Consider the following 19,589-nt stretch of genomic DNA (forward strand, 5'->3'; position numbering starts at 1 on the left):
CTACCGCCCCACTCATCAGGAGGAGTTTTCATGAGCAACGATTGCGCTCGCACCGCCTTCTATCAGCGCCTTGCCAGCCAGGCGCTGGTTCCCCTCTGGGAACAATTGCACAACCTGGTCCCGCACCAACCCAACAGCGACTGCCAGCCGGCCCTGTGGCGCTACGGCGACATTCGTCCGCACCTCATGGAGGCCGGCCAGTTGATCAGCGCTGAAGAGGCCGTGCGTCGCGTTCTGGTGCTGGAGAACCCGGGCCTACGTGGGCAGGCGGCAATCACCACTAGTCTGTATGCCGGCCTGCAACTGATAATGCCAGGCGAACTTGCCCCCAACCACCGCCACAGCCAGTCGGCGCTACGCTTCGTGGTGGAAGGCCAAGGCGCCTACACTGCCGTGGATGGAGAGCGAGTGACCATGGCGCCGGGCGACTTCATCATCACACCGTCCTGGGCATGGCATGCCCATGGCAACCCCGGACAAGCCCTGGGCGGCGAAGCGGTAGTCTGGCTCGACTGCCTGGACATTCCCCTGGTGCGCTCGCTCGACTGCGGTTTCGCGCAGAGCCCTCTCGATGCCGAACAGCCCGTCACGCGTCCCGAGGGGGTCAGCCAAGCGCGCTATGGTGCCAACATGCTTCCGCTTCGTCACCAAGTGTGCGGTGCAACGTCGCCGCTGTTCCACTATCCCTACGAACGCAGCCGCGAAGCCCTGGACAGCCTGCTGCGCCAATCCGAACCGGACGATTGGGACGGCCTGAAGCTGCGGTACGTCAATCCGGCCACCGGTGGCTGGGCAATGCCGACCATCGGCACCTGCATGCAGTTGCTGCCACGTGGTTTCAACGGCAAGACCTACCGGACCAGCGACGCCACAGTGTTCTCGGTGGTGGAAGGCCACGGGCGGGCCGTCATTGCGGGCCAGAATTTTGATTTTGCTCCCAAGGACACCTTCGTAGTGCCCAGTTGGGCTTCGCTGAGCCTGCAGGCCGAGCAGGAATGCGTGCTGTTCAGTTGCTCTGATCGCCCGGTGCAGCAGGTGCTTGGCCTGCTGCGGGAATCCCGCGAAAACCGTTAGCCCCAGTTGACGTTGTCATGACCTATCTGTTCGCTCTCGAACCATCCACTACGCTAGCGCCGGCATGCCCGTAGGAGAGCGAGCCTGTGCTGCCCCGCCAGTCAGTGAGCGGCGCCGTGGCAGAAGTCCAAGCGCACATGAGCAAGATGGGTAAGCAACGCGCTGCGCAAGGGCTGCAAGCTGAAGTGCTTACCCACGGTGGTGACGTTATTCGATCACTGCATGGTCCAGGAAGTGTTTCAGCGTACCGCACCCGAGTGTCAGGCCAATTTCATTCCCATAGGACAAAAGCAAGACAGGTGAGGAGACTCCACGATGAATGCACCCCAAAAACGACAATCGATCATCATCGTCGGCGGTGGCATAGGCGGACTGGCCGCCGCCCAGGCCCTGACCCAGCAAGGCCTGGAGGTACTGTTGCTGGAGCAAGCCGGAGAAATCGGTGAAATCGGCGCGGGCATACAACTGGGCCCGAACGCCTACTCGGCGCTAGACGCACTGGGGGTGGGCGATACCGCAAGGGCACGCTCGGTATTTACAGAAAATTTGATCATGATGGATGCTATAGATGCCCGGGAAGTGGCGCGCATAGATGTCGGCGAGGCCTTTCGCAAGCGCTTCGGCAACCCCTACGGGGTGATCCATCGCGCCGACATCCACCGCTCGATCCTCGAGGCCGTGCAGAAGAACCCGCTGATCCGCTTCCAGACCTCTACCCGTATCGAAACTCTCGTGGCGGACGCTACAGGGGTTTCGCTGAGCGACAGCCGCGGCAATCGCTACCGGGCCGATGCTGTGATCGGCTGCGACGGAGTCAAGTCGGTCATCCGCCAGACACTGCTGGGCGATGACGTCCGCGTCACCGGTCATGTGGTCTACCGGGCGGTCATCGAACGGGCGGACATGCCCGAAGACCTTCAAGTCAATGCGCCGATGCTCTGGGCCGGCCCTCGGTGCCACCTAGTGCATTATCCACTACGCGGCGGCCAGCAATATAACCTGGTGGTGACATTTCATAGTCGTCGCGAGGAACGCTGGGGCGTCAGCGACGGCAGTAAGGAGGAAGTGCTGTCGTACTTCGACGGTATCCACGAGCGTCCGCGACAACTGCTCGACCGCCCCACCTCCTGGCGCCGCTGGGCGACCGCTGATCGCGACCCAGTCGACCGCTGGGGCGAAGGCAGTGTCACCTTGCTGGGCGACGCGGCTCACCCCATGACTCAGTACCTGGCACAGGGCGCCTGCATGGCGTTGGAGGATGCGGTAGTGCTTGGACAGGCGGTGAAGGCCTGCAACCACGATCTGGTGGCCGCCATGCGGCTCTATGAGCAAGTACGCATACCCCGCACAGCACGTGTACTGTGGTCCGCCCGCGAAATGGGCCGTCTTTATCACGCCAAAGGCGTGGAGCGACAGGTCCGCAATCAGCTATGGCAAGGACGCGACCAGGACCGGTTCCATGATGCACTCCATTGGCTGTACGGATGGCAGGCTTCCAACTGCTTGCAGCCGTTGGAGCTGGCTACCTCTGTGAAACTAAGCTAACCAACGATGGGAGCCTGTTCTAAGAGCCCGACAATAACTGCTGAGCCAGGTCATGCCGGCCCAGCATGTGGTACAAGCGATGTGCCTGGCTACTGACCGTGCCAGCATAAAACGCCCGCAACAACACGAATCGCAGGCCGCCGGACTCCAATAGCCACTGGCTAATCTGGGCTGGATAAGGCTGTCCTGCGTCGTTAGGCAAACGTATCGTAAGTCATGCTCGGTTTATAAACTTCCCATGCTGTTCTCCATGACACAGTATCCCCTGATATCAACCCCAGGACGTACTAACTAGGAAGCGGTACTAAAACTGGGGGCAGGTCACCCCAGCATAGAGATGGCACATCGCCAAAAAAATACCCCTTCCCCGCTACCGTTGTTTTCTCGTTGTTGCCAGCCCCTGATCTGGCGGAAAAGCCCGCTCCATGAATCGTCATGGAGCCTCCCATGTTTCAACTCCTTTCCTGGATATCCAGGAAGCCGTCCCCCACCCCACCAACCAAAGCTGCCCCAGGGGGATTCCTCCCTCCTCTGAGCAGCATGGAACTGCTCGGCACGCCTCGGCGCCGGCAGCTACTGGAGAACATCTGGCAACGTGCCTCGCTATCCAAGCAGCAATTCGAGGAGATCTACCGGCGGCCACTGGCCAACTATGCAGAGCTGGTCCAGCAGCTCCCTGCTTCGGAAAACCATCACCATGCCCATCCAGGCGGGATGATCGATCACGGCCTGGAGATCGTGGCCTACGCACTCAAGGTACGGCAGACCTACCTGCTCCCGATCGGCGCAGCGCCGGAGTCACAGTCAGCCCAGGCTGAAGCCTGGTCGGCCGCCGCGGCGTATGGCGCCCTGGCTCACGACATAGGCAAGATCGTCGTCGACCTGCAGGTTGAGCTACAGGACGGCAGCACCTGGCACCCTTGGAACGGACCGATCAACCAGCCATACCGCTTCAAGTACGTGAAGTCCCGCGAATACCAGCTCCACGGCGCTGCCTCAGCACTCCTCATCCACCAACTGCTACCGCGCACTGCACTCGATTGGCTCAGTCGCTTTCCAGAGCTGTGGGCTCAATTGATCTACCTGTTCGCTGGGCAGTACGAGCACGCCGGGATCCTCGGCGAGATCATCGTGAAGGCAGACCAGGCCTCAGTTGCACAGGAGCTAGGAGGCAATCCGGATCGAGCTCTGGCTGCACCGAAGCAGTCGCTGCAGCGGCAGTTGGCAGACGGCCTTCGCTTCTTGGTGAAGGACAAGTTCAAGTTGAATCAACCTAGCGGCCCGTCCGATGGATGGCTGACCCAGGACGCACTCTGGCTGGTGAGCAAGCCTGCAGCCGATCAACTGAGAGCCTACCTGCTGGCCCAGGGTATCGAGGGGGTGCCCTCCTCCAACTCGCCGTTCTTCAACATGCTCCAGGACCAAGCCGTCATCCAGACAAATGCCGAGGACAAGGCCATCTGGACGGCCACGATAGACAATGGTGCTGGGTGGAGAAACAAGTTCACGCTTCTCAAGATCGCTCCAGCCTTGATCTGGGCTGACCCTGCCGAGCGGCCTGATTCCTACAGCGGATCACTCATCATTGAAGAGGGCAACGCCTCCTCTGAAAAGCCGGAAACGACCTGCGAAATTCCCAACGATCCGATTGAACAGCAGCAAGCACCAGAAACGAAGATGACGCTCCACCAACCTTCGCCGAGCGTTGCGAAACCGGCAAACGACATACAGGCGATTGCAAAACCAACAACTGCTGATCAGGAAGAAACAGACGATTTGTACGCGCTTCTTGGTAATATCACTTCGCCACCAGAAGAGCTAGACACTAGCCACGACTCATCGGCTGCTTCTCCTATGAATACTCGCGGGGAGGAGAACCTACGGCAGCCACTAGGGATCAAGGAGCCAACAGATTGCGCTCCTGAAGCAATTGAAGATGTATTTATGCCTAGCAGAAGCACTGATCTGGGACAGGGATTCGTTGGCTGGATGAAATCTGGAATCGCGGCCCGACGCCTGTTCATCAACGACACCAAAGCCTTGGTGCATACCGTCGACGGGACCACCATGCTGGTCACGCCAGGAATCTTCAAGCGCTATGTCCAGGAGCATCCAGAGCTCGAAAAGCTGGCCCAGGCCAAGGAGACGACCGGCTGGAAGCTGGTGCAGCGCGCGTTTGAGAAACAGGGTTTACACCGGAAGACCAGTAAGAACCTGAACATCTGGACCATCAAGGTTTCTGGTCCTCGCAAGACGAAGGAGCTCAAGGCTTACCTGCTCCAGGATCCCAAACTGCTGTTCCCTGTGCAGCCTCTGGACAACCCAAGCCTCACGGTCATCACCGATGCCGAAGGAGGTGTGGAATGACGCCGCAGCAGCTCACCGAGGAGTACATCTTCGCGCACGATCTCCGAGAAGCCAGCGCGAAGATCTACCGCGCCGCGACCAAGGCGCTGCTCAAGCACTTCGGTCCTACGGCAACCGTACAGGACGTGGACCACAGGGCTGTCCTGGGATGGCGGCGCAAGGTACTGGAACAAGGCCTGTCCAAGCGGAGCTGGAACACGTATTCGAATCATCTGCGAACGATCTGGGGCTATGCCATCGAGCACGAGCTGGTGACGCACTCCCAAGTCAACCCGTTCAGAAAGACCACCGTCATCCCCCCCAGGCGAGCAAGCAAAACCGTCGCAGCCGAAGCCATCCTGCGCGCCCGCAATTGGCTCAACATGCAGGTCGGCGCCGAGCGCTGCACCGGCGATCGCGCACGCATCACTCCCGCCTGGTTCTGGCTTTGCACGTTTGAGGTCTTCTACTACACCGGCATCCGGTTGAATGCGCTGCTGTGCATCCGCAAGCGCGACATCGACTGGGATAATCAACTGATCCTCATCCGCGGCGAGACTGAGAAGACTCACAAAGAGTTCGTAGTGCCGATAACGGAGGGGCTTGTGCCTCACCTATCGAGGCTCCTGCAAGAGGCCGATAGAGCCGGATTCGCCGATGACGACCAGTTGTTCAACGTCAACCGGTTCTCACCGCACTACAAGAGCAAGGTGATGAACTCCGACCAGGTCGAAGCCATGTACCGGAAGTTGACCGAGAAGATTGGGGTGCGGATGACCCCGCACCGTTTCCGACACACCCTGGCCACCGACTTGATGAAAGCACCCGAGCGGAACATTCACCTCACGAAGTGCCTGCTCAACCACTCGAATATCCAGACCACGATGAGCTACATCGAGGCCGACTACGATCACATGCGTGCCGTGCTGCATGCTAGAAGCCTGGCCCAAGGCGCGCTGGAGAATGTCAGGAAGGTGGATTACAGCGGCTCCCCGCAAGCCTCTGCCAAACCGAAGCCATGCGGGCAACCTCTCGCTCGAGTGAGTGAAGCGCCGCCACCGGAGGCCAGGACAGAGCCTGCAGAACCAAGGGAGCACACGCCAGGGACAGGCATTCAGGGAGGTCCAACCGCGTGGGAAGCAGATGCGCTACCACAGCCACCTGACACCTTCGAGCCAAGCGTGCTGTTCACTCTGATGGCTCAACACTTATCGAACCGTGCCGCCTCGGCATCCGCGGCTCCCGCTGCAACAAGCGGATCAGGCGGATGGGGATCTGCCGCCCGAAGCAATCTCGCCTAGCGATACCGGTACTGAGGGCCGGCTACCGGACGAAAGGTAGCCGTGCCTTCCAGCAGATCGTTAGGCCTGTAGGAAAAATCTGGAATTACCGAGAGCGCCTGGATTCCAGCGCCGGCATGCTGGCAGAGCCAGCGCAATTTCAAGGCCAATACCACAGTACCCTCTGTAATCGCTGATTACGTCGGGGGCGCATTGCTACGCCTGCAGAATGGTTTCAGAGCCTTAGAAACAGAAAAGCCCACTTAGAAAGGCGGGCTATTCCATATTGACATCACGTCAATGCGGGCCTAATGTTCGGCCCAGACGGCTGCTAGACAAGAACCGGCGTAACACCCCTTCCTAGCCTATGCAACTCGCCCCTCAGAAAATGGTGGGTCGTGTAGGATTCGAACCTACGACCAATTGGTTAAAAGCCAACTGCTCTACCGACTGAGCTAACGACCCAACGCGAGGCGTATAATACTGATTTCTAACGTAAAAACAACACCTCTCGCGAATTTTTTTCAGAAATATGGCGTCGGGTCGGAAATACCAGCCGCCGCGAAGCCATCCGCACGCAGCCGGCAGCTATCGCATTTGCCGCACGCACGTCCCTGCTCATCGGCTTGATAACAGGACACCGTCAGGCCGTAATCCACCCCGCGCGCCACGCCCGCCTGGATGATCTGCGCCTTGGACAGATACTGCAGCGGCGCCTGGATGCGGAAGCCATTGCCTTCCACGCCCGCCTTGGTTGCCAGGTTCGCCATGCGTTCGAAAGCCTCGACGAACTCAGGGCGACAATCCGGATAACCAGAGTAATCCACCGCATTCACACCGATGAAGATGTCACGGGCATCCAGGACCTCGGCCCAGCCCAGGGCGAGCGAGAGGAACACCGTATTGCGCGCCGGCACGTAAGTCACCGGTATACCTGCGCTAGGCGACTCGGGCACCGCGATGCTCTCGTCGGTCAATGCCGAGCCGCCCATGCCATTGAGGTCGAGCCCTATCACCTTGTGCTCGATCACGCCCAATTGCCGGGCCACGCGCTCGGCGGCCTGCAGCTCGGCGCGATGGCGCTGGCCGTAGTCGAAACTCATGGTGTAGCAGGCGTAGCCGTCGGCCTTGGCCATGGCGACAACGGTGGCGGAGTCGAGGCCGCCGGAGAGCAGGATGACCGCTTTCTTCTGGTTCATGATGGATTCCTCGTCTCAATGGCCAGGTTCGTCGTTCCAGAGAATCTTGTGCAGTTGCAATTGCAGGCGGACCGGCAGGTTGTCGGCCACGATCCAATCGGCCAGTTCGCGCGCGCTGACCTGATAGTGGCTCGGCGAGAACAGGACTTCACCGGCACGCTGGTCGAGGCGGTACTCGATCAGCTTGGATACCGCCCAGTCGTAGTCCTCTCGCGAACAGACGACAAACTTCACCTGATCGTTGTCGGTCAGCAACGGGATATTTTCGTATCGGTTGCGTCCGACCTCGCCAGATCCCGGCGTCTTGAGGTCGAGAACCTTGCTTACGCGCGGGTCGACCCGTGACACATCGAGGGCCCCGCTGGTTTCCAGGGAAACCTCGTAGCCGGCGTCGCAAAGCCGCTCCAGCAGAGAAATGCAATTCGGCTGGGCCAGCGGCTCCCCGCCGGTCACGCAGATGTAGCGAGGCTTGTAGGTGGCAACCCGCTCGAGAATAGCGTCCAGGCTAACGACGTCGCCGCCGCTGAAGGCATAGGCGGTATCGCAATAGTGACAGCGCAGGGGGCAGCCGGTCAGGCGCACGAAGACCGTCGGCAAGCCGGCGGTACGTGTTTCCCCCTGCAACGAGTAGAAAATCTCGGTGATGCGCAGGGTCTGTTGCATATTCAGCCACGGGCGTGACGACTGAACAGGTCGTCCGCCTCCGTTGCGGTAAATGAAGGGGCGCCACGGAACGTATCCTGTCGTGGCACTCGAAATCCCGGAAGGTCTCGCGAGGAGAGGCACGAAGATCAGCCGAGCTGAAACCATGCAGCTTCACGGGGGCGCCGATTCTAACGAAAAAACCCGCGACAGGCGCGGGTTTGTTCATCGGGAACGGGGTCAGCGAAGGTTCTTCAGGTCGCGCTGCGCCAGTTGGGCGGCCGAAGTGCCCGGGTACTGGGAAATGACCTGCTGGAGGATGCCCTTGGCCTTGTCGTTGTTACCCAGGCGACGCTCGACGTCCGCCAGCTTGTACAGCGAGTCGGGCACCTTCTGGCTGCTGGGGTAGCTCTGGCTGACCCGCGCGAAAGCCTGGCCGGCACCTTGCAGGTCGCCCTTGGCCAGGTTCACCTCGCCGAGCCAGTACTGGGCGTTGCCGGAGTACTGGCTGTTCGGGTACTTGCGCAAGAAGGCATTGAACGCCTGGCTCGCCTTGTCGAAATCCTTGCTCTTTATCAGGTCGAAGGCCGCGTCGTAGTAGAGCTTCTCCTTCGCCGGGTCGCCCGGCTCGCTACTCGGCGCCGGTGCGTTGTTGCCTGCGGGAGCCGCAGGCGCCCCATTGGCATTGATGGCGCCAGCAGGTGCGGAATTCTGTGCAGCGGGAGCGCCACCACCGGAAATCCGACGGTCGAGGTCCTGGTAGCGTTCCAGGCTTTCCTGCTTGAGCTGCTGGATCTGGTTCTGCTGTTCCTCGAGCGTGCCACGCAGGCGAGCCAACTCGTCCTGCATCTGCTGGAGCTGCATGAACAGTTCGCCCTGCACGGAGGTGGGGGTTGTCACCCCACCTCCGGCAAAGGCGCCGCCGGCACCTGCCGTGCCATACCCGGAAGGAGGAACGTTGCCGCCATTGTTGGCGGCAACGCCGTCATACACAGGAACTTCCGCCCAGGCCGCTAATGGCAGGCTGAGCGCGAGGAACGTCAGGACACGCAGGTGCTTGGGCATAACGACTTCTTACTTCTTCAGCTCGACGCGACGGTTCTGAGCCCAGGACTGCTCGTCGTGGCCGGTAGCGACCGGACGCTCTTTACCATAGGAAACCAGTTCCAGCTGGGCCGGCGAAACGCCCTGCAGCACCAGGTAGCGCTGAACGGCCTTGGCACGACGCTCGCCCAGAGCCATGTTGTACTCGCGGGTGCCGCGTTCGTCGGTGTGGCCTTCCAGCACTACGCGCTGACCGCTGCCTTTCAGGTCTTTCGCGTGTACGTCCAGAGCGCGCATGGCTTCCGGCTTCAGGTCGGAGCTGTCGTACTCGAAGTAGAAGGTGGTGATCGCACGCAGAGCGGCTTCGTCGCTCAGGCTGCCGTCAACGGCACCGCTGTTGGCGCCATAGCCTGCGTTCGGGTCGACGCCGCCATTGGCACCTTCACCGGAAGCATCGCCGCCCTTGGAGGAGCAACCCACAGCCACAGCCATGGCCAGAGCCAGCGCAGCAAATTTGCCGAATTTCAGCATTTCCATCATGTAACTCCTAATGAACCCCAGTGTATAAGTTTGTAACCGTTGGCGACCGTCAGTTCAGGTAAGGGGACCAGGAAGGCTCGCGCACATCGCCCTGAGCGGTAGGGAGAGGTATCCGTACGCGTCCGTTGATGGATACGAGCATCAGCACGCCCCGGTCCTGCTGGCGGGTGGCGTAGATTAGCATGGTGCCATTGGGCGCAACAGTGGGCGAATCGTCCAGAGTGGTGTTCGACAGCACCCGCAGATTGCCGCGCTGGAGGTCCTGGGCGGCGATCTGGAAGTTGGTGTAGCCCTGCTGGCGGTGAACCATTACCAGGGTCTTCTCGTCGGCCGAGAGTTTCGGGTTGGCGTTGTAGTTGCCGATGAAGGTTACCCGGTCCACGGCACCGCTGTTCACGTTCATCTTGTAGATCTGCGGCTTGCCGCCACGGTCCGAGGTGAAGTACAGGGTAGAGCCGTCCTTGCCCCAGAAGGGTTCGGTATCGATCGCCAGGTTGTTGGTCAGGCGGCGCAGGGCGCGGCTGCCAAGGTCCATGACGTAGATTTCCGGGTTGCCGTCGCGCGACAGGACGAAGGCCAGGCGGTTGCCGTCAGGGGAGAATGCCGGAGCGCCATTCAGGCCCTCGAAATTGGTGATCTGCTCACGACGGCCAGTATCGACGTACTGGATGAAGATACGCGGGCGCTTCTGTTCGAAGGAGACATAGGCGATACGGCGGCCATCGGGCGAGAAGCGCGGCGACACGATGGGCTCGCGCGACTGCAGCAGGGTCACCGGGCGGGCGCCGTCGTAGTCGGAGCGCTGCAAGGTGTAGCGGGTGTTGTCGACCGAGAAACGCTCGGCGGTGACATAGAGCATCTTGGTGGAGAACGCGCCCTTGATACCGGTGAGCTTCTCGAACGACTGGTCGGCGATGTAGTGCGACATGTCGCGGAGCTGATCGGTGCTGCCGGTCACGCTGCCGGTCAGGACCTGCTGCTCGGTGCCGACATCGAACAATGCGTACTGCACCTGCAGGCGTCCGCCGGCAGGCACGATGTTGCCGACCATCACGTAGTTGACGCCAACTGCCTTCCAGTCACGGAAGATCACTTCGTTGGCCTGCGCCGGCTGGCTGATCATGTTCTGCCGGGGCAGCGGCTCGAAGTAGCCGGAGTTGCGCAGGTCGTTGCCGATGATATTGGACATGTCTTCCGGCAACACGTTGCCCCCCTGGAAGCCGAACGGCACCACGGCGATGGGAATGGCACGGTCGTTACCGCTGGAGATCACCAGCGGGTCGGCAGCCTGCGCAGCACCTGCCACCAGGGCCAGGGCGAACAGCGCAATGCGAATCAGGGTACTCACAGACTCAAATCCTCCGGTTTAAAGATGATGCGGCGCTGACGATACAGGCTGTCGAAGGTAGCCCGCGGCAATTGCTGCATCTCGGGAATACGGCCGACGTTGCGCACCGCCGCCACCGCCGAACTGTCGAAAGGCTTGTCGCCACTCGAACGGCTGACGCTGGCATTGGTGATGGTACCGTCCGGCAGCATTTCGATCAGTACTTCTACGCTCATTCCATTACGCGCCGATGGAGGACGCCGCCACTGCTGGCTCACCAGGTTGACGATCAGGTCGTCGAGACTGCCGGTGACCTCGCTGCCCACCTCGTCGGCCAGGGCCTGCTGGCGCTCGGTCGTATCCGAAAGCAACTCGGCCAACGCCTGCGCCTTCTTGTCCTCGGCAGCCTTGCGGGCTGCCGCGGCAGCGGCGGCGGCCTTTTTCTTGGCGGCCTCGACGGCGGCTTTCTTCTTCGCCGCTTCCGCAGCAGCCTTCTTCTTGGCCTCCTCGGCCGCTTTCTTCTTCGCGTCCTCGGCTGCCTTTTTCTTGGCGTCGTCAGCGGCCTTTTTCTTGGCCTCGTCCTCGGCGCGCTTCTTGGCTATGTCAGCCTGCTTCTTCTGTTCGGCGGCCTTGGCCTCGGCAGCTTTCTTGGCTTCATCGGCCTTCTTCGCCTCGGCGGCTTTCTGGGCCTCGGCCTTTCGAGCCTCGTCAGCCTTCTTTTGTTCCGCCGCTTTCGCAGCAGCGACCTGCTGCTGTTCCAGCTTTTGTTGCTCGAGTTTCTGCTGCTCGAGCTTCTTCTGTTCGAGCTGCTCGACTTCGTATTGCTTGGAGGCGGTCTTCTTCGCCTCGCCAGCGATCTTCTGGTTGGTCTGGGTCGTCGCCTGGCTCTTCGACTTGAGCTGGTAGAGCGTGGCCTGCACGATCGGCTTGGAGGGAGGAAGCTCCGGAGCAAACGCCCAGCTGACGAACAGCATGGCGAAGATCAGAACGTGCAGGACCACCGCCAGGACGACGGGCCAGAAATAACTCTCGGAAGGCGAGCGCTCGAACTGTTGCTTCAAGATCAGGGGGCCTCGGTAATCAACCCGACGTTGGGCACACCGGCCTGCTGCAAGGCACCCATGGCGCCAACCACCGCACCATAGTTCACCGCCTTGTCGCCGCGGATGAATACCTGGGTGTCCGGACGGGCACTCATGATCTTGGTGACTGCATCGGTCATCTGTTCCAACGACACGGCACTATCGGTCTGTTTTTCAGTATCCACTTCGCTGCCGACGTTCCAGTAATAGGAACCGTCAGCCTTCACCGAAAGGGTCAGGACCTGCTTGTTGTTGTCCTGAGGCAACGCCTCGCTGGACACCTTCGGCAGGTCGACCTTGACCCCCTGGTTGAGCATCGGTGCGGTCACCATGAAAATCACCAGCAGTACCAGCATCACGTCGATGTAAGGCACCACGTTCATTTCCGCGACCGGCTTGCGCTTGTGACGAACCCTTGCCATATCGGCTTACCTCTCAGTCGTCTTAGTCGTCGCTGGTGTGCACCTTGCGGTGCAGGATGGCCTGGAACTCGTCGGCGAAGGTGTAGTAACGACCGATCAGCATCTCAGAACGTGCGGAGAAGCGGTTGTAGGCGATGACCGCGGGGATCGCGGCGAACAGGCCGATGGCGGTGGCGATCAGCGCTTCGGCGATACCCGGGGCGACGGTGGCCAGGGTAGCCTGCTGCACGGTGGCCAGGCCACGGAAGGAATTCATGATACCCCAGACGGTACCGAACAGGCCGACGTACGGGCTGGTGGAGCCGACGGTTGCCAGGAACGGCAGGCTGGCCTCGAGTTTCTCCTCCTCACGGGAGATGGCCACACGCATGGCGCGCGCCACGCCCTCCATCACCGCATCGGGATCGACGCCGGACTGCTGGCGCAGACGGGAAAACTCCTTGAAGCCGGCACGGAAGATCTGCTCGACGCCGGAGTCCGGGTCCGGATTGCTACCGGCCTGGCGGTACAGCTTGGACAGGTCGATGCCCGACCAGAAGCGTTCTTCGAAGGCATCCAGTGCCTTCTTGGCGGCGCGCATGGCGTTACCGCGCTGGAAAATCATGATCCAGGATGTGACCGAGGCGGCCACGAGGGTCAGCATGACCAGCTGCACCACGATACTGGCGTTGCTGATCAGGCTCCACATGGAGGTATGGTCGACGACGTTCGGTTCCACTTTAATCTCCTGCTGAAAAAGAATCCGGGCTTCCGGCAAAAGCCGCACGCAACGTTTCGGGGATAGCACGTGGCTTCAGGGTGTCCGCTCGCACGCACGCCACCAGGAACCGCCCCTCGCAGAGCAGGACGGAGTCCGACGCTCGACGAACCTGTTGACGAAACTTCAGGCTCGCCCGGTTCAACTCCTCGACCTCGGCGCTGACAAGCAGTTCATCGTCGAGCTTGGCCGGGGCGTGGTAACGCGCCTCGGCGGAGTGCACGACGAACAGCAGATTGTCGCCGACCAGTTGCGATTGGGCGAACCCCAAAGCTCGCAGCCGCTCGGTCCGAGCCCGTTCCATGAACTTGAGATAGTTGACGTAATAGACGATGCCGCCGGCATCCGTGTCCTCGTAATAGACCCGGAAACGCTGCTGGAACGGCTTTCCCCCGTGTTGCGCGCGCATACTCTAGAACCAAGTCCCGGCTTTGCCAATCGGCAATCGCCCACAAATGCAATTAATTACCATCTTCAGACGTGAACAGATCCGTCGTCACCCCCGGCCCCAACCTTTTCGGAATATTCAGGCCAAAGTGCAGGTACGCATGGCGTGTTACCACGCGTCCCCGCGGTGTCCGCATGATGTAGCCCTGCTGGATCAGATAGGGCTCCAGTACATCTTCGATCGTGTGCCGCTCCTCGCTCAACGCCGCAGCCAAGTTGTCGATTCCTACAGGCCCGCCATCGAACTTGTCGATCATGGTCAGCAACAGACGACGGTCGAGGTGGTCAAAGCCACGCTCGTCGACATCGAGCAGGTTCAATGCCTTGTCGGCGATCACCCGGGTAATGTCGCCCTGCCCCCGGACCTCGGCGAAGTCGCGTACCCGGCGCAGCAGGCGATTGGCGATTCGCGGCGTACCGCGGGCGCGCTTGGCGATTTCCGCCGCGCCCTGCGGCTCGATCTCCAGGCCGAGAATGCCGGCCGACCGACTGACGATGGTCGCCAGGTCCTCGACGTTGTAGAACTCCAGGCGCTGGACGATACCGAAGCGATCGCGCAGTGGATTGGTCAGCATGCCGGCACGAGTGGTCGCGCCGACCAGGGTGAACGGCGGCAGGTCCAGCTTGATGGAGCGGGCCGCGGGCCCTTCGCCGATCATGATGTCCAACTGGAAATCTTCCATGGCCGGATACAGCACTTCTTCGACGATGGGCGAAAGACGGTGGATCTCGTCGACGAACAGGACGTCGCCGGCCTCCAGGTTGGTCAGCAACGCGGCGAGATCGCCGGGACGCTCGAGCACCGGCCCGGAAGTACTCTTGATGGAAACGCCCATTTCCTGGGCGATGATATTCGCCAGGGTCGTCTTGCCCAGCCCCGGCGGACCGAAGATCAGCGTATGGTCGAGCGCCTCCTGGCGGCCGCGCGCGGCATGGATGAACAGCTCCATCTGCTCGCGCACGCTGGGCTGGCCGATGTAGTCGGCCAGCTTCAGCGGGCGAATGGCGCGGTCCAACTGCTCATCGCGTTCGCGACCGGAAACGGCGGATATGAGGCGATCAGGCTCGATCATCGGGCGCCACCTAGACCATGCCCTTCAGGGCCTGGCGGATCATTTCTTCGCTGGACAAATCCTCTCCCGGTACGGCTGCGACGGCACGACTGGCTTCCTGTGGCTTGAAGCCGAGGGCGATCAGCGCGCTGACTGCATCGGCCTCGGCGCTTGAGACTGTAGCGCTGGCACGGGGTTCCATCACCAACGGTGCAATCGTGGGCATGTTTTCCCAAGCCTTGAAGCGGTCCTTCAACTCCACAAGCAGGCGCTCGGCGGTCTTCTTGCCAACACCGGGGATCTTCACCAGGGTGGAGGTGTCCTGTGCCTGGACGCAACGCACCAGTTCGTCCACTTCCAGGCCCGACATCAGCGCCAGAGCCAGTTTCGGACCCACGCCGTTGAGCCGGATCAGCTCACGGAACAGCTCTCGCTCGCGCTTTTCGGCGAAGCCATAGAGCAAGTGCGCATCCTCACGCACAACCAGATGGGTATGCAAGGTCACCGGCTCGCCTACCGAAGGCAACCGATAGAGGGTCGTCATCGGCACTTCCACTTCATAGCCGACGCCATTCACATCGAGGATCAGGTGCGGCGGCTGTTTCTCCGCCAGGGTGCCACGCAAGCGTCCGATCACGAAGAGCTTTCCTTATTCAAAGACGCAGGCGCCCGCCACGTCGGCGTGCGCCCACCAGGCCATGGGGGACCAGACTCTGTTGGGTATGGGCATGACACAGGGCGATGGCCAGGGCATCGGAGGCATCGATCTGCGGTTTCTGGGTCAGCTTCAACAGATGCATGACCATCATCTGCACCTGCTGCTTGTCTGCACCGCCGGTCCCCACGACTGCCTGCTTGACCTGCGAGGCGGTGTACTCCGCCACGCTCAACCCCTCCTCCATTGCCGCGACGATGGCCGCCCCCCGCGCCTGCCCCAGCTTCAGGGCCGAATCGGCGTTGCGCGCCATGAACACCTGCTCGATGCTCAGGGCCGTCGGGCCATGGGTGCGGATCACCTCGCGGACGCTGCGAAACACCACGTGCAGACGCTCGTGCAAGGGGCCATTACCGGTCCGTATGCATCCGGACGCCACGTATTCGCAACCGCGCGCCGTTTCCCGCACCACGCCGAAGCCGGTGATGCGCGAGCCCGGGTCAATCCCTAGAATCAAAGTCATAAGCTGGATACTAAAAGCCGGAAGCGGGGTTCGAACGCATCAAGCGTACCCCACTTCCGGCTTCGCGTTATCGCTCCGATCGGCTCAGCCGAGCTGCGCCATCACGTCGTCCGGGATATCGGCATTGGAATAGACGTTCTGCACGTCGTCCAGGTCCTCGAGCATGTCGATCAGCTTGAGCACCTTCTGCGCGGTTTCCAGGTCCAGGGTCGCGGTGGTCGAAGGGATCATGGTGACTTCGGCTTCGTCGCCCTTGAATCCGGCGGCGGCCAGCGCCTCGTTCACCGAAATGAAGTCGGCGAAGGTGGTGAACACGTCGATGGAGCCATCGTCGTTGACTACCACGTCATCGGCGCCAGCCTCCAGGGCCGCGTCCATCAGCGCTTCCTCATCCACGCCGGGAGCGAAGCTGATCTGTCCCTTGCGCTCGAACATGTAGGCGACCGAACCATCGGTACCCAGGTTGCCGCCACACTTGCTGAAGGCATGACGCACTTCCGCAGCGGTACGGTTGCGGTTGTCGGTCATCGCCTCGACGATGATCGCTACGCCGCTCGGCGCATAGCCTTCATAGGAAAGCTCGACCATGTTGTCGGCATCGTTGGAGCCGACGCCGCGTGCAATGGCACGATCGATGGTATCGCGGGTCATGTTGGCGGTCAGCGCCTTGTCCACGGCCAGGCGCAGACGCGGGTTGTCCGCCGGTACGCCGCCGCCCTGCCTTGCAGCGACGGTCAGCTCACGGATCAGCTTGGTGAATATCTTGCCTTTCTTGGCATCTTGCCGCTCTTTGCGGTGCTTGATGTTGGCCCATTTAGAATGACCAGCCATAACTCACTCCGTATTGCTCTCTCGGCAGGAGGCGCCGCAAGCGGCGCCACCGCGGGTTGATTCGAATCACTCGGCCTTCGGCTGCTCGCGCAGGCGAATGTGCAGCTCGCGCAGGGCCTTGCCGTCCACGGAACCCGGTGCCTGGGTCATGACGTCGCCAGCGCTCTGGGTCTTCGGGAAGGCGATCACTTCGCGGATCGACGATGCACCGGTCATCAGCATGACCAGGCGATCCAGGCCGAAGGCCAGGCCGCCATGCGGCGGCGCACCGTACTTGAGCGCGTCGAGCAGGAAGCCGAACTTCTCTTCCTGCTCCGCCTCGTCGATGCCCAGCACGCGGAACACCGCCTGCTGCATGGACTTGTCGTGGATGCGGATGGAACCGCCACCCAGCTCGGTGCCGTTGAGCACCATGTCGTAGGCACGGGAAAGCGCCGCGCCCGGATTGGCCTCAAGCTCGGCCGGGGTGCACTTGGGCGAGGTGAACGGGTGGTGCAGCGCGGACAGCGAGCCGTCGTCGTTCTCCTCGAACATCGGGAAGTCCACGACCCACATGGGCGCCCACTCCCGGGTGAGCAGCTTGAGGTCATGGCCGACCTTGATGCGCAGCGCGCCCAGGGCATCGCAAACGATCTTGGCCTTGTCGGCGCCGAAGAACACGATGTCCCCGTCGACCGCGCCAACGCGATCGAGGATCACGTTCAGGTTGGCCTCGGGGATGAACTTCACGATCGGCGACTGCAGACCTTCCACGCCCTTGGCGCGCTCGTTGACCTTGATGTAGGCCAGGCCCTTGGCACCATAGATGCCGACGAACTTGGTGTAGTCGTCGATCTGGCTGCGCGGCATGGAGGCGGCGCCCGGTACACGCAGGGCGGCGACACGCCCCTTCGGATCGTTGGCCGGACCGGAGAAGACCTTGAACTCCACTTCCTTCAACTGGTCGGCGACGTCCACCAACTCCAGCGGGATGCGCAGGTCGGGCTTGTCCGAACCGTAGCGGCGCATGGCCTCTTCGAACGGCATGTGCGGGAACTCGTCGAACTCGACGTCCAGCACTTCCTTGAACAGCTGGCGCACCATCTTCTCGGTGATGCCGATGATGTCGCTCTCGTCGAGGAAGCTGGTCTCGATGTCGATCTGGGTGAATTCCGGCTGGCGGTCGGCACGCAGGTCCTCGTCACGGAAGCACTTGGCGATCTGGTAGTAGCGATCAAAGCCGGCGACCATCAGCAGTTGCTTGAACAGCTGCGGCGACTGCGGCAGGGCGAAGAAGTGGCCCGGGTAGGTACGGCTCGGCACCAGGTAGTCGCGCGCGCCTTCCGGAGTCGGCCGGCCGAGGATCGGGGTCTCGACGTCGAGGAAGCCGTTGTCGTCCAGGTAGCGGCGAATGCTGCTGGTGATGCGCGCGCGCAGCTTCAGCTTGGCAGCCATCTCCGGACGACGCAGGTCGATGAAGCGGTAGCGCAGGCGGGTTTCCTCGCCCACATCGGAATATTCATCCAACGGGAACGGCGGAGTCTCGGCCTGGTTCAGCACTTCCAGTTCGTAGCCCAGTACCTCGATGGAGCCAGACGCCATGTTCGGGTTGCGCGCGCCTTCAGGGCGCAGGCGCACCTTGCCGGTGATCTTCACCACGAACTCGCTGCGCACCCGGTCGGCCTTGGCGAAGGTTTCCGCACGGTCCGGATCGAACACCACCTGGGCCAGCCCCTCGCGATCGCGCACATCGAGGAAGATCACTCCACCATGGTCGCGGCGGCGGTGAACCCAACCGCAAAGGGTGACTTCCTGGCCGTCCAGGCTCTCGTTCAGTTGGCCGCAATAGTGGCTGCGCATCATGGTGTGGTTCGCTTCTCGTAAGTCTTGGATTCTGTGGAGCCGCCGGCTGCCTGGCGACCATTGCCGGGCTCTCGCCGGCCCTGACCGAGCACCGGAACCATCGGTACGCCCCCGGAAGGACATCTCCCGCGCTGCCCGGTGAACGGCAACGGCGAAGCACCCGCATCCGGGCCCACTTCGCATTGAAGGCGGGGATTATAGCCTGAAAAATCCATGGCTTGCAGCCAGCCCCGCCGGCCTGTCACGCGGGAAGCCAGGCCGTTGAACGGAAGCATTTCGCCGCACCCTGCGAACCATTCGCTTGACCGGGCAGTCGGAATAGATTCTCCCTATCGCCGCCTTTGACATAGACCAAGAGCGCTGGGAAAAACCCTGTGTTAGCCTCACTCCAACTGTTTCGGAGTGCCCCATTCACAAGGCCGACTGAAAGGAGAACGCCATGGAAATCAATATCGGAATCGGCGAACAGGATCGCGCAGCCATTGCCGAGGGCCTGTCGCGGCTACTGGCCGACACCTACACCCTCTACCTGAAAACCCACAACTTCCACTGGAACGTCACCGGCCCGATGTTCAATACGCTGCACCTGATGTTCGAAGGTCAGTACACCGAACTGGCCGTTGCCGTGGACGACATCGCCGAGCGCATCCGGGCCCTGGGCTTCCCGGCGCCCGGCACCTACGCCGCCTACGCCCGCCTGTCGTCCATCAAGGAAGAGGAAGGCGTGCCGGAAGCCGAGGAGATGATCCGGCAACTGGTCCAGGGCCAGGAAGCCGTGGTGCGCACCGCCCGCAGCATCTTCCCGCTGCTGGACAAGGTCAGCGACGAACCCACCGCCGACCTGCTCACCCAACGCATGCAGGTACATGAAAAGACCGCCTGGATGTTGCGCAGCCTTCTCGCCAGCTGATCGTCGATCGCTCGATAGAAAGCGGGGCCCGCCTCAGGGCCCCGCCCTCCCCTCCGGCGCCAACCGCTTGA

General features: G+C 61.6%; 19 protein-coding genes and 1 tRNA gene. 5 read left to right on the plus strand and 15 right to left on the minus strand.

The window, feature by feature from the left end; genetic code table 11:
- The first annotated feature begins 30 nt into the window (after positions 1-30).
- From gtdA to M6E97_RS18300, 4 genes are all read left to right on the plus strand, one after another.
- Positions 31-1,074: a gentisate 1,2-dioxygenase gene (gene gtdA / locus M6E97_RS18285; RefSeq protein ID WP_023124019.1), complete on the plus strand. Its 1,044-nt coding sequence runs from the start codon at positions 31-33 to the stop codon at positions 1,072-1,074.
- 315 nt (positions 1,075-1,389) lie between these two features.
- On the plus strand, positions 1,390-2,619 hold the full coding sequence (locus tag M6E97_RS18290) for a 3-hydroxybenzoate 6-monooxygenase (RefSeq protein ID WP_023124020.1): 1,230 nt from the start codon (positions 1,390-1,392) through the stop codon (positions 2,617-2,619).
- Positions 2,620-3,066: 447 nt separating this feature from the next.
- Complete coding sequence (mobH, locus tag M6E97_RS18295) at positions 3,067-4,986, plus strand: MobH family relaxase (protein ID WP_016253753.1); 1,920 nt, start codon at positions 3,067-3,069, stop codon at positions 4,984-4,986.
- Positions 4,983-6,266, plus strand: a complete 1,284-nt coding sequence (locus M6E97_RS18300; RefSeq protein ID WP_034005563.1) for a site-specific integrase — start codon at positions 4,983-4,985, stop codon at positions 6,264-6,266. The genes mobH and M6E97_RS18300 overlap by 4 nt, the downstream gene beginning before the upstream one ends.
- A gap of 368 nt (positions 6,267-6,634) precedes the next feature.
- On the opposite strand, the gene M6E97_RS18305 is transcribed toward M6E97_RS18300, so the two are convergent.
- The 15 genes from M6E97_RS18305 to aspS all read right to left on the minus strand — a co-directional run bounded on the left by M6E97_RS18305 (position 6,635) and on the right by aspS (position 18,608).
- Positions 6,635-6,710, minus strand: a tRNA-Lys gene (locus M6E97_RS18305).
- A 59-nt stretch (positions 6,711-6,769) separates the two neighbouring features.
- Positions 6,770-7,444, minus strand: coding sequence for a 7-cyano-7-deazaguanine synthase QueC (gene queC, locus M6E97_RS18310; RefSeq protein ID WP_003086132.1), 675 nt, complete (start codon positions 7,442-7,444; stop codon positions 6,770-6,772).
- Between the two features lie 15 nt (positions 7,445-7,459).
- Positions 7,460-8,107 (minus strand): 7-carboxy-7-deazaguanine synthase QueE, encoded by a 648-nt coding sequence (queE, locus tag M6E97_RS18315; RefSeq protein ID WP_003086131.1) that lies wholly within the window; start codon positions 8,105-8,107, stop codon positions 7,460-7,462.
- A gap of 219 nt (positions 8,108-8,326) precedes the next feature.
- Positions 8,327-9,151: a tol-pal system protein YbgF gene (ybgF, locus tag M6E97_RS18320; protein WP_003120698.1), complete on the minus strand. Its 825-nt coding sequence runs from the start codon at positions 9,149-9,151 to the stop codon at positions 8,327-8,329.
- A gap of 9 nt (positions 9,152-9,160) precedes the next feature.
- Positions 9,161-9,667, minus strand: coding sequence for a peptidoglycan-associated lipoprotein Pal (gene pal, locus M6E97_RS18325; RefSeq protein WP_003111417.1), 507 nt, complete (start codon positions 9,665-9,667; stop codon positions 9,161-9,163).
- A 52-nt stretch (positions 9,668-9,719) separates the two neighbouring features.
- On the minus strand, positions 9,720-11,018 hold the full coding sequence (gene tolB / locus M6E97_RS18330; RefSeq protein ID WP_034005564.1) for a Tol-Pal system beta propeller repeat protein TolB: 1,299 nt from the start codon (positions 11,016-11,018) through the stop codon (positions 9,720-9,722).
- Entirely contained in the window at positions 11,015-12,058 is a 1,044-nt protein-coding gene (gene tolA / locus M6E97_RS18335; RefSeq protein ID WP_003086127.1) for a cell envelope integrity protein TolA, read from the minus strand. The genes tolB and tolA overlap by 4 nt, the downstream gene beginning before the upstream one ends.
- A gap of 2 nt (positions 12,059-12,060) precedes the next feature.
- The gene (gene tolR / locus M6E97_RS18340) at positions 12,061-12,501 is read right to left on the minus strand and encodes a protein TolR (RefSeq protein ID WP_003086126.1); all 441 of its coding nucleotides are present in this window, start codon (positions 12,499-12,501) and stop codon (positions 12,061-12,063) included.
- Between the two features lie 22 nt (positions 12,502-12,523).
- Positions 12,524-13,219: a protein TolQ gene (tolQ, locus tag M6E97_RS18345; protein WP_049311463.1), complete on the minus strand. Its 696-nt coding sequence runs from the start codon at positions 13,217-13,219 to the stop codon at positions 12,524-12,526.
- 1 nt (position 13,220) lies between these two features.
- Positions 13,221-13,667, minus strand: a complete 447-nt coding sequence (gene ybgC, locus M6E97_RS18350; protein ID WP_003086124.1) for a tol-pal system-associated acyl-CoA thioesterase — start codon at positions 13,665-13,667, stop codon at positions 13,221-13,223.
- A 52-nt stretch (positions 13,668-13,719) separates the two neighbouring features.
- Complete coding sequence (gene ruvB / locus M6E97_RS18355) at positions 13,720-14,778, minus strand: Holliday junction branch migration DNA helicase RuvB (protein WP_003086123.1); 1,059 nt, start codon at positions 14,776-14,778, stop codon at positions 13,720-13,722.
- A gap of 10 nt (positions 14,779-14,788) precedes the next feature.
- On the minus strand, positions 14,789-15,394 hold the full coding sequence (gene ruvA / locus M6E97_RS18360; protein ID WP_003086122.1) for a Holliday junction branch migration protein RuvA: 606 nt from the start codon (positions 15,392-15,394) through the stop codon (positions 14,789-14,791).
- 16 nt (positions 15,395-15,410) lie between these two features.
- Complete coding sequence (gene ruvC, locus M6E97_RS18365) at positions 15,411-15,935, minus strand: crossover junction endodeoxyribonuclease RuvC (RefSeq protein WP_003112575.1); 525 nt, start codon at positions 15,933-15,935, stop codon at positions 15,411-15,413.
- Between the two features lie 84 nt (positions 15,936-16,019).
- The gene (locus M6E97_RS18370; RefSeq protein ID WP_003086107.1) at positions 16,020-16,766 is read right to left on the minus strand and encodes a YebC/PmpR family DNA-binding transcriptional regulator; all 747 of its coding nucleotides are present in this window, start codon (positions 16,764-16,766) and stop codon (positions 16,020-16,022) included.
- A 66-nt stretch (positions 16,767-16,832) separates the two neighbouring features.
- Positions 16,833-18,608 carry an aspartate--tRNA ligase gene (gene aspS, locus M6E97_RS18375; protein WP_003123218.1) on the minus strand — a complete coding sequence of 592 codons (1,776 nt, stop codon included), beginning with the start codon at positions 18,606-18,608 and terminating at the stop codon, positions 16,833-16,835.
- A 439-nt stretch (positions 18,609-19,047) separates the two neighbouring features.
- Between aspS and M6E97_RS18380 the strand changes: the two genes are divergently transcribed.
- Positions 19,048-19,518, plus strand: a complete 471-nt coding sequence (locus M6E97_RS18380; protein ID WP_003086103.1) for a Dps family protein — start codon at positions 19,048-19,050, stop codon at positions 19,516-19,518.
- The last annotated feature ends 71 nt before the right edge of the window (positions 19,519-19,589 follow it).

This window comes from Pseudomonas sp. B111 (assembly GCF_026428275.1).
Classification (GTDB): Bacteria; Pseudomonadota; Gammaproteobacteria; order Pseudomonadales; family Pseudomonadaceae; genus Pseudomonas; species Pseudomonas aeruginosa.

Excerpts from the sequence above, each read along its gene's own strand:
- gtdA (WP_023124019.1), top strand. The coding sequence starts at position 31 with ATGAGCAACGATTGCGCTCGCACCGCCTTCTATCAGCGCCTTGCCAGC.
- M6E97_RS18290 (WP_023124020.1), top strand. The coding sequence starts at position 1,390 with ATGAATGCACCCCAAAAACGACAATCGATCATCATCGTCGGCGGTGGC.
- mobH (WP_016253753.1), top strand. The coding sequence starts at position 3,067 with ATGTTTCAACTCCTTTCCTGGATATCCAGGAAGCCGTCCCCCACCCCA.
- M6E97_RS18300 (WP_034005563.1), top strand. The coding sequence starts at position 4,983 with ATGACGCCGCAGCAGCTCACCGAGGAGTACATCTTCGCGCACGATCTC.
- queC (WP_003086132.1), bottom strand. The coding sequence starts at position 7,444 with ATGAACCAGAAGAAAGCGGTCATCCTGCTCTCCGGCGGCCTCGACTCC.
- queE (WP_003086131.1), bottom strand. The coding sequence starts at position 8,107 with ATGCAACAGACCCTGCGCATCACCGAGATTTTCTACTCGTTGCAGGGG.
- ybgF (WP_003120698.1), bottom strand. The coding sequence starts at position 9,151 with ATGCCCAAGCACCTGCGTGTCCTGACGTTCCTCGCGCTCAGCCTGCCA.
- pal (WP_003111417.1), bottom strand. The coding sequence starts at position 9,667 with ATGGAAATGCTGAAATTCGGCAAATTTGCTGCGCTGGCTCTGGCCATG.
- tolR (WP_003086126.1), bottom strand. The coding sequence starts at position 12,501 with ATGGCAAGGGTTCGTCACAAGCGCAAGCCGGTCGCGGAAATGAACGTG.
- ybgC (WP_003086124.1), bottom strand. The coding sequence starts at position 13,667 with ATGCGCGCGCAACACGGGGGAAAGCCGTTCCAGCAGCGTTTCCGGGTC.
- ruvB (WP_003086123.1), bottom strand. The coding sequence starts at position 14,778 with ATGATCGAGCCTGATCGCCTCATATCCGCCGTTTCCGGTCGCGAACGC.
- ruvC (WP_003112575.1), bottom strand. The coding sequence starts at position 15,935 with ATGACTTTGATTCTAGGGATTGACCCGGGCTCGCGCATCACCGGCTTC.
- M6E97_RS18370 (WP_003086107.1), bottom strand. The coding sequence starts at position 16,766 with ATGGCTGGTCATTCTAAATGGGCCAACATCAAGCACCGCAAAGAGCGG.
- aspS (WP_003123218.1), bottom strand. The coding sequence starts at position 18,608 with ATGATGCGCAGCCACTATTGCGGCCAACTGAACGAGAGCCTGGACGGC.
- M6E97_RS18380 (WP_003086103.1), top strand. The coding sequence starts at position 19,048 with ATGGAAATCAATATCGGAATCGGCGAACAGGATCGCGCAGCCATTGCC.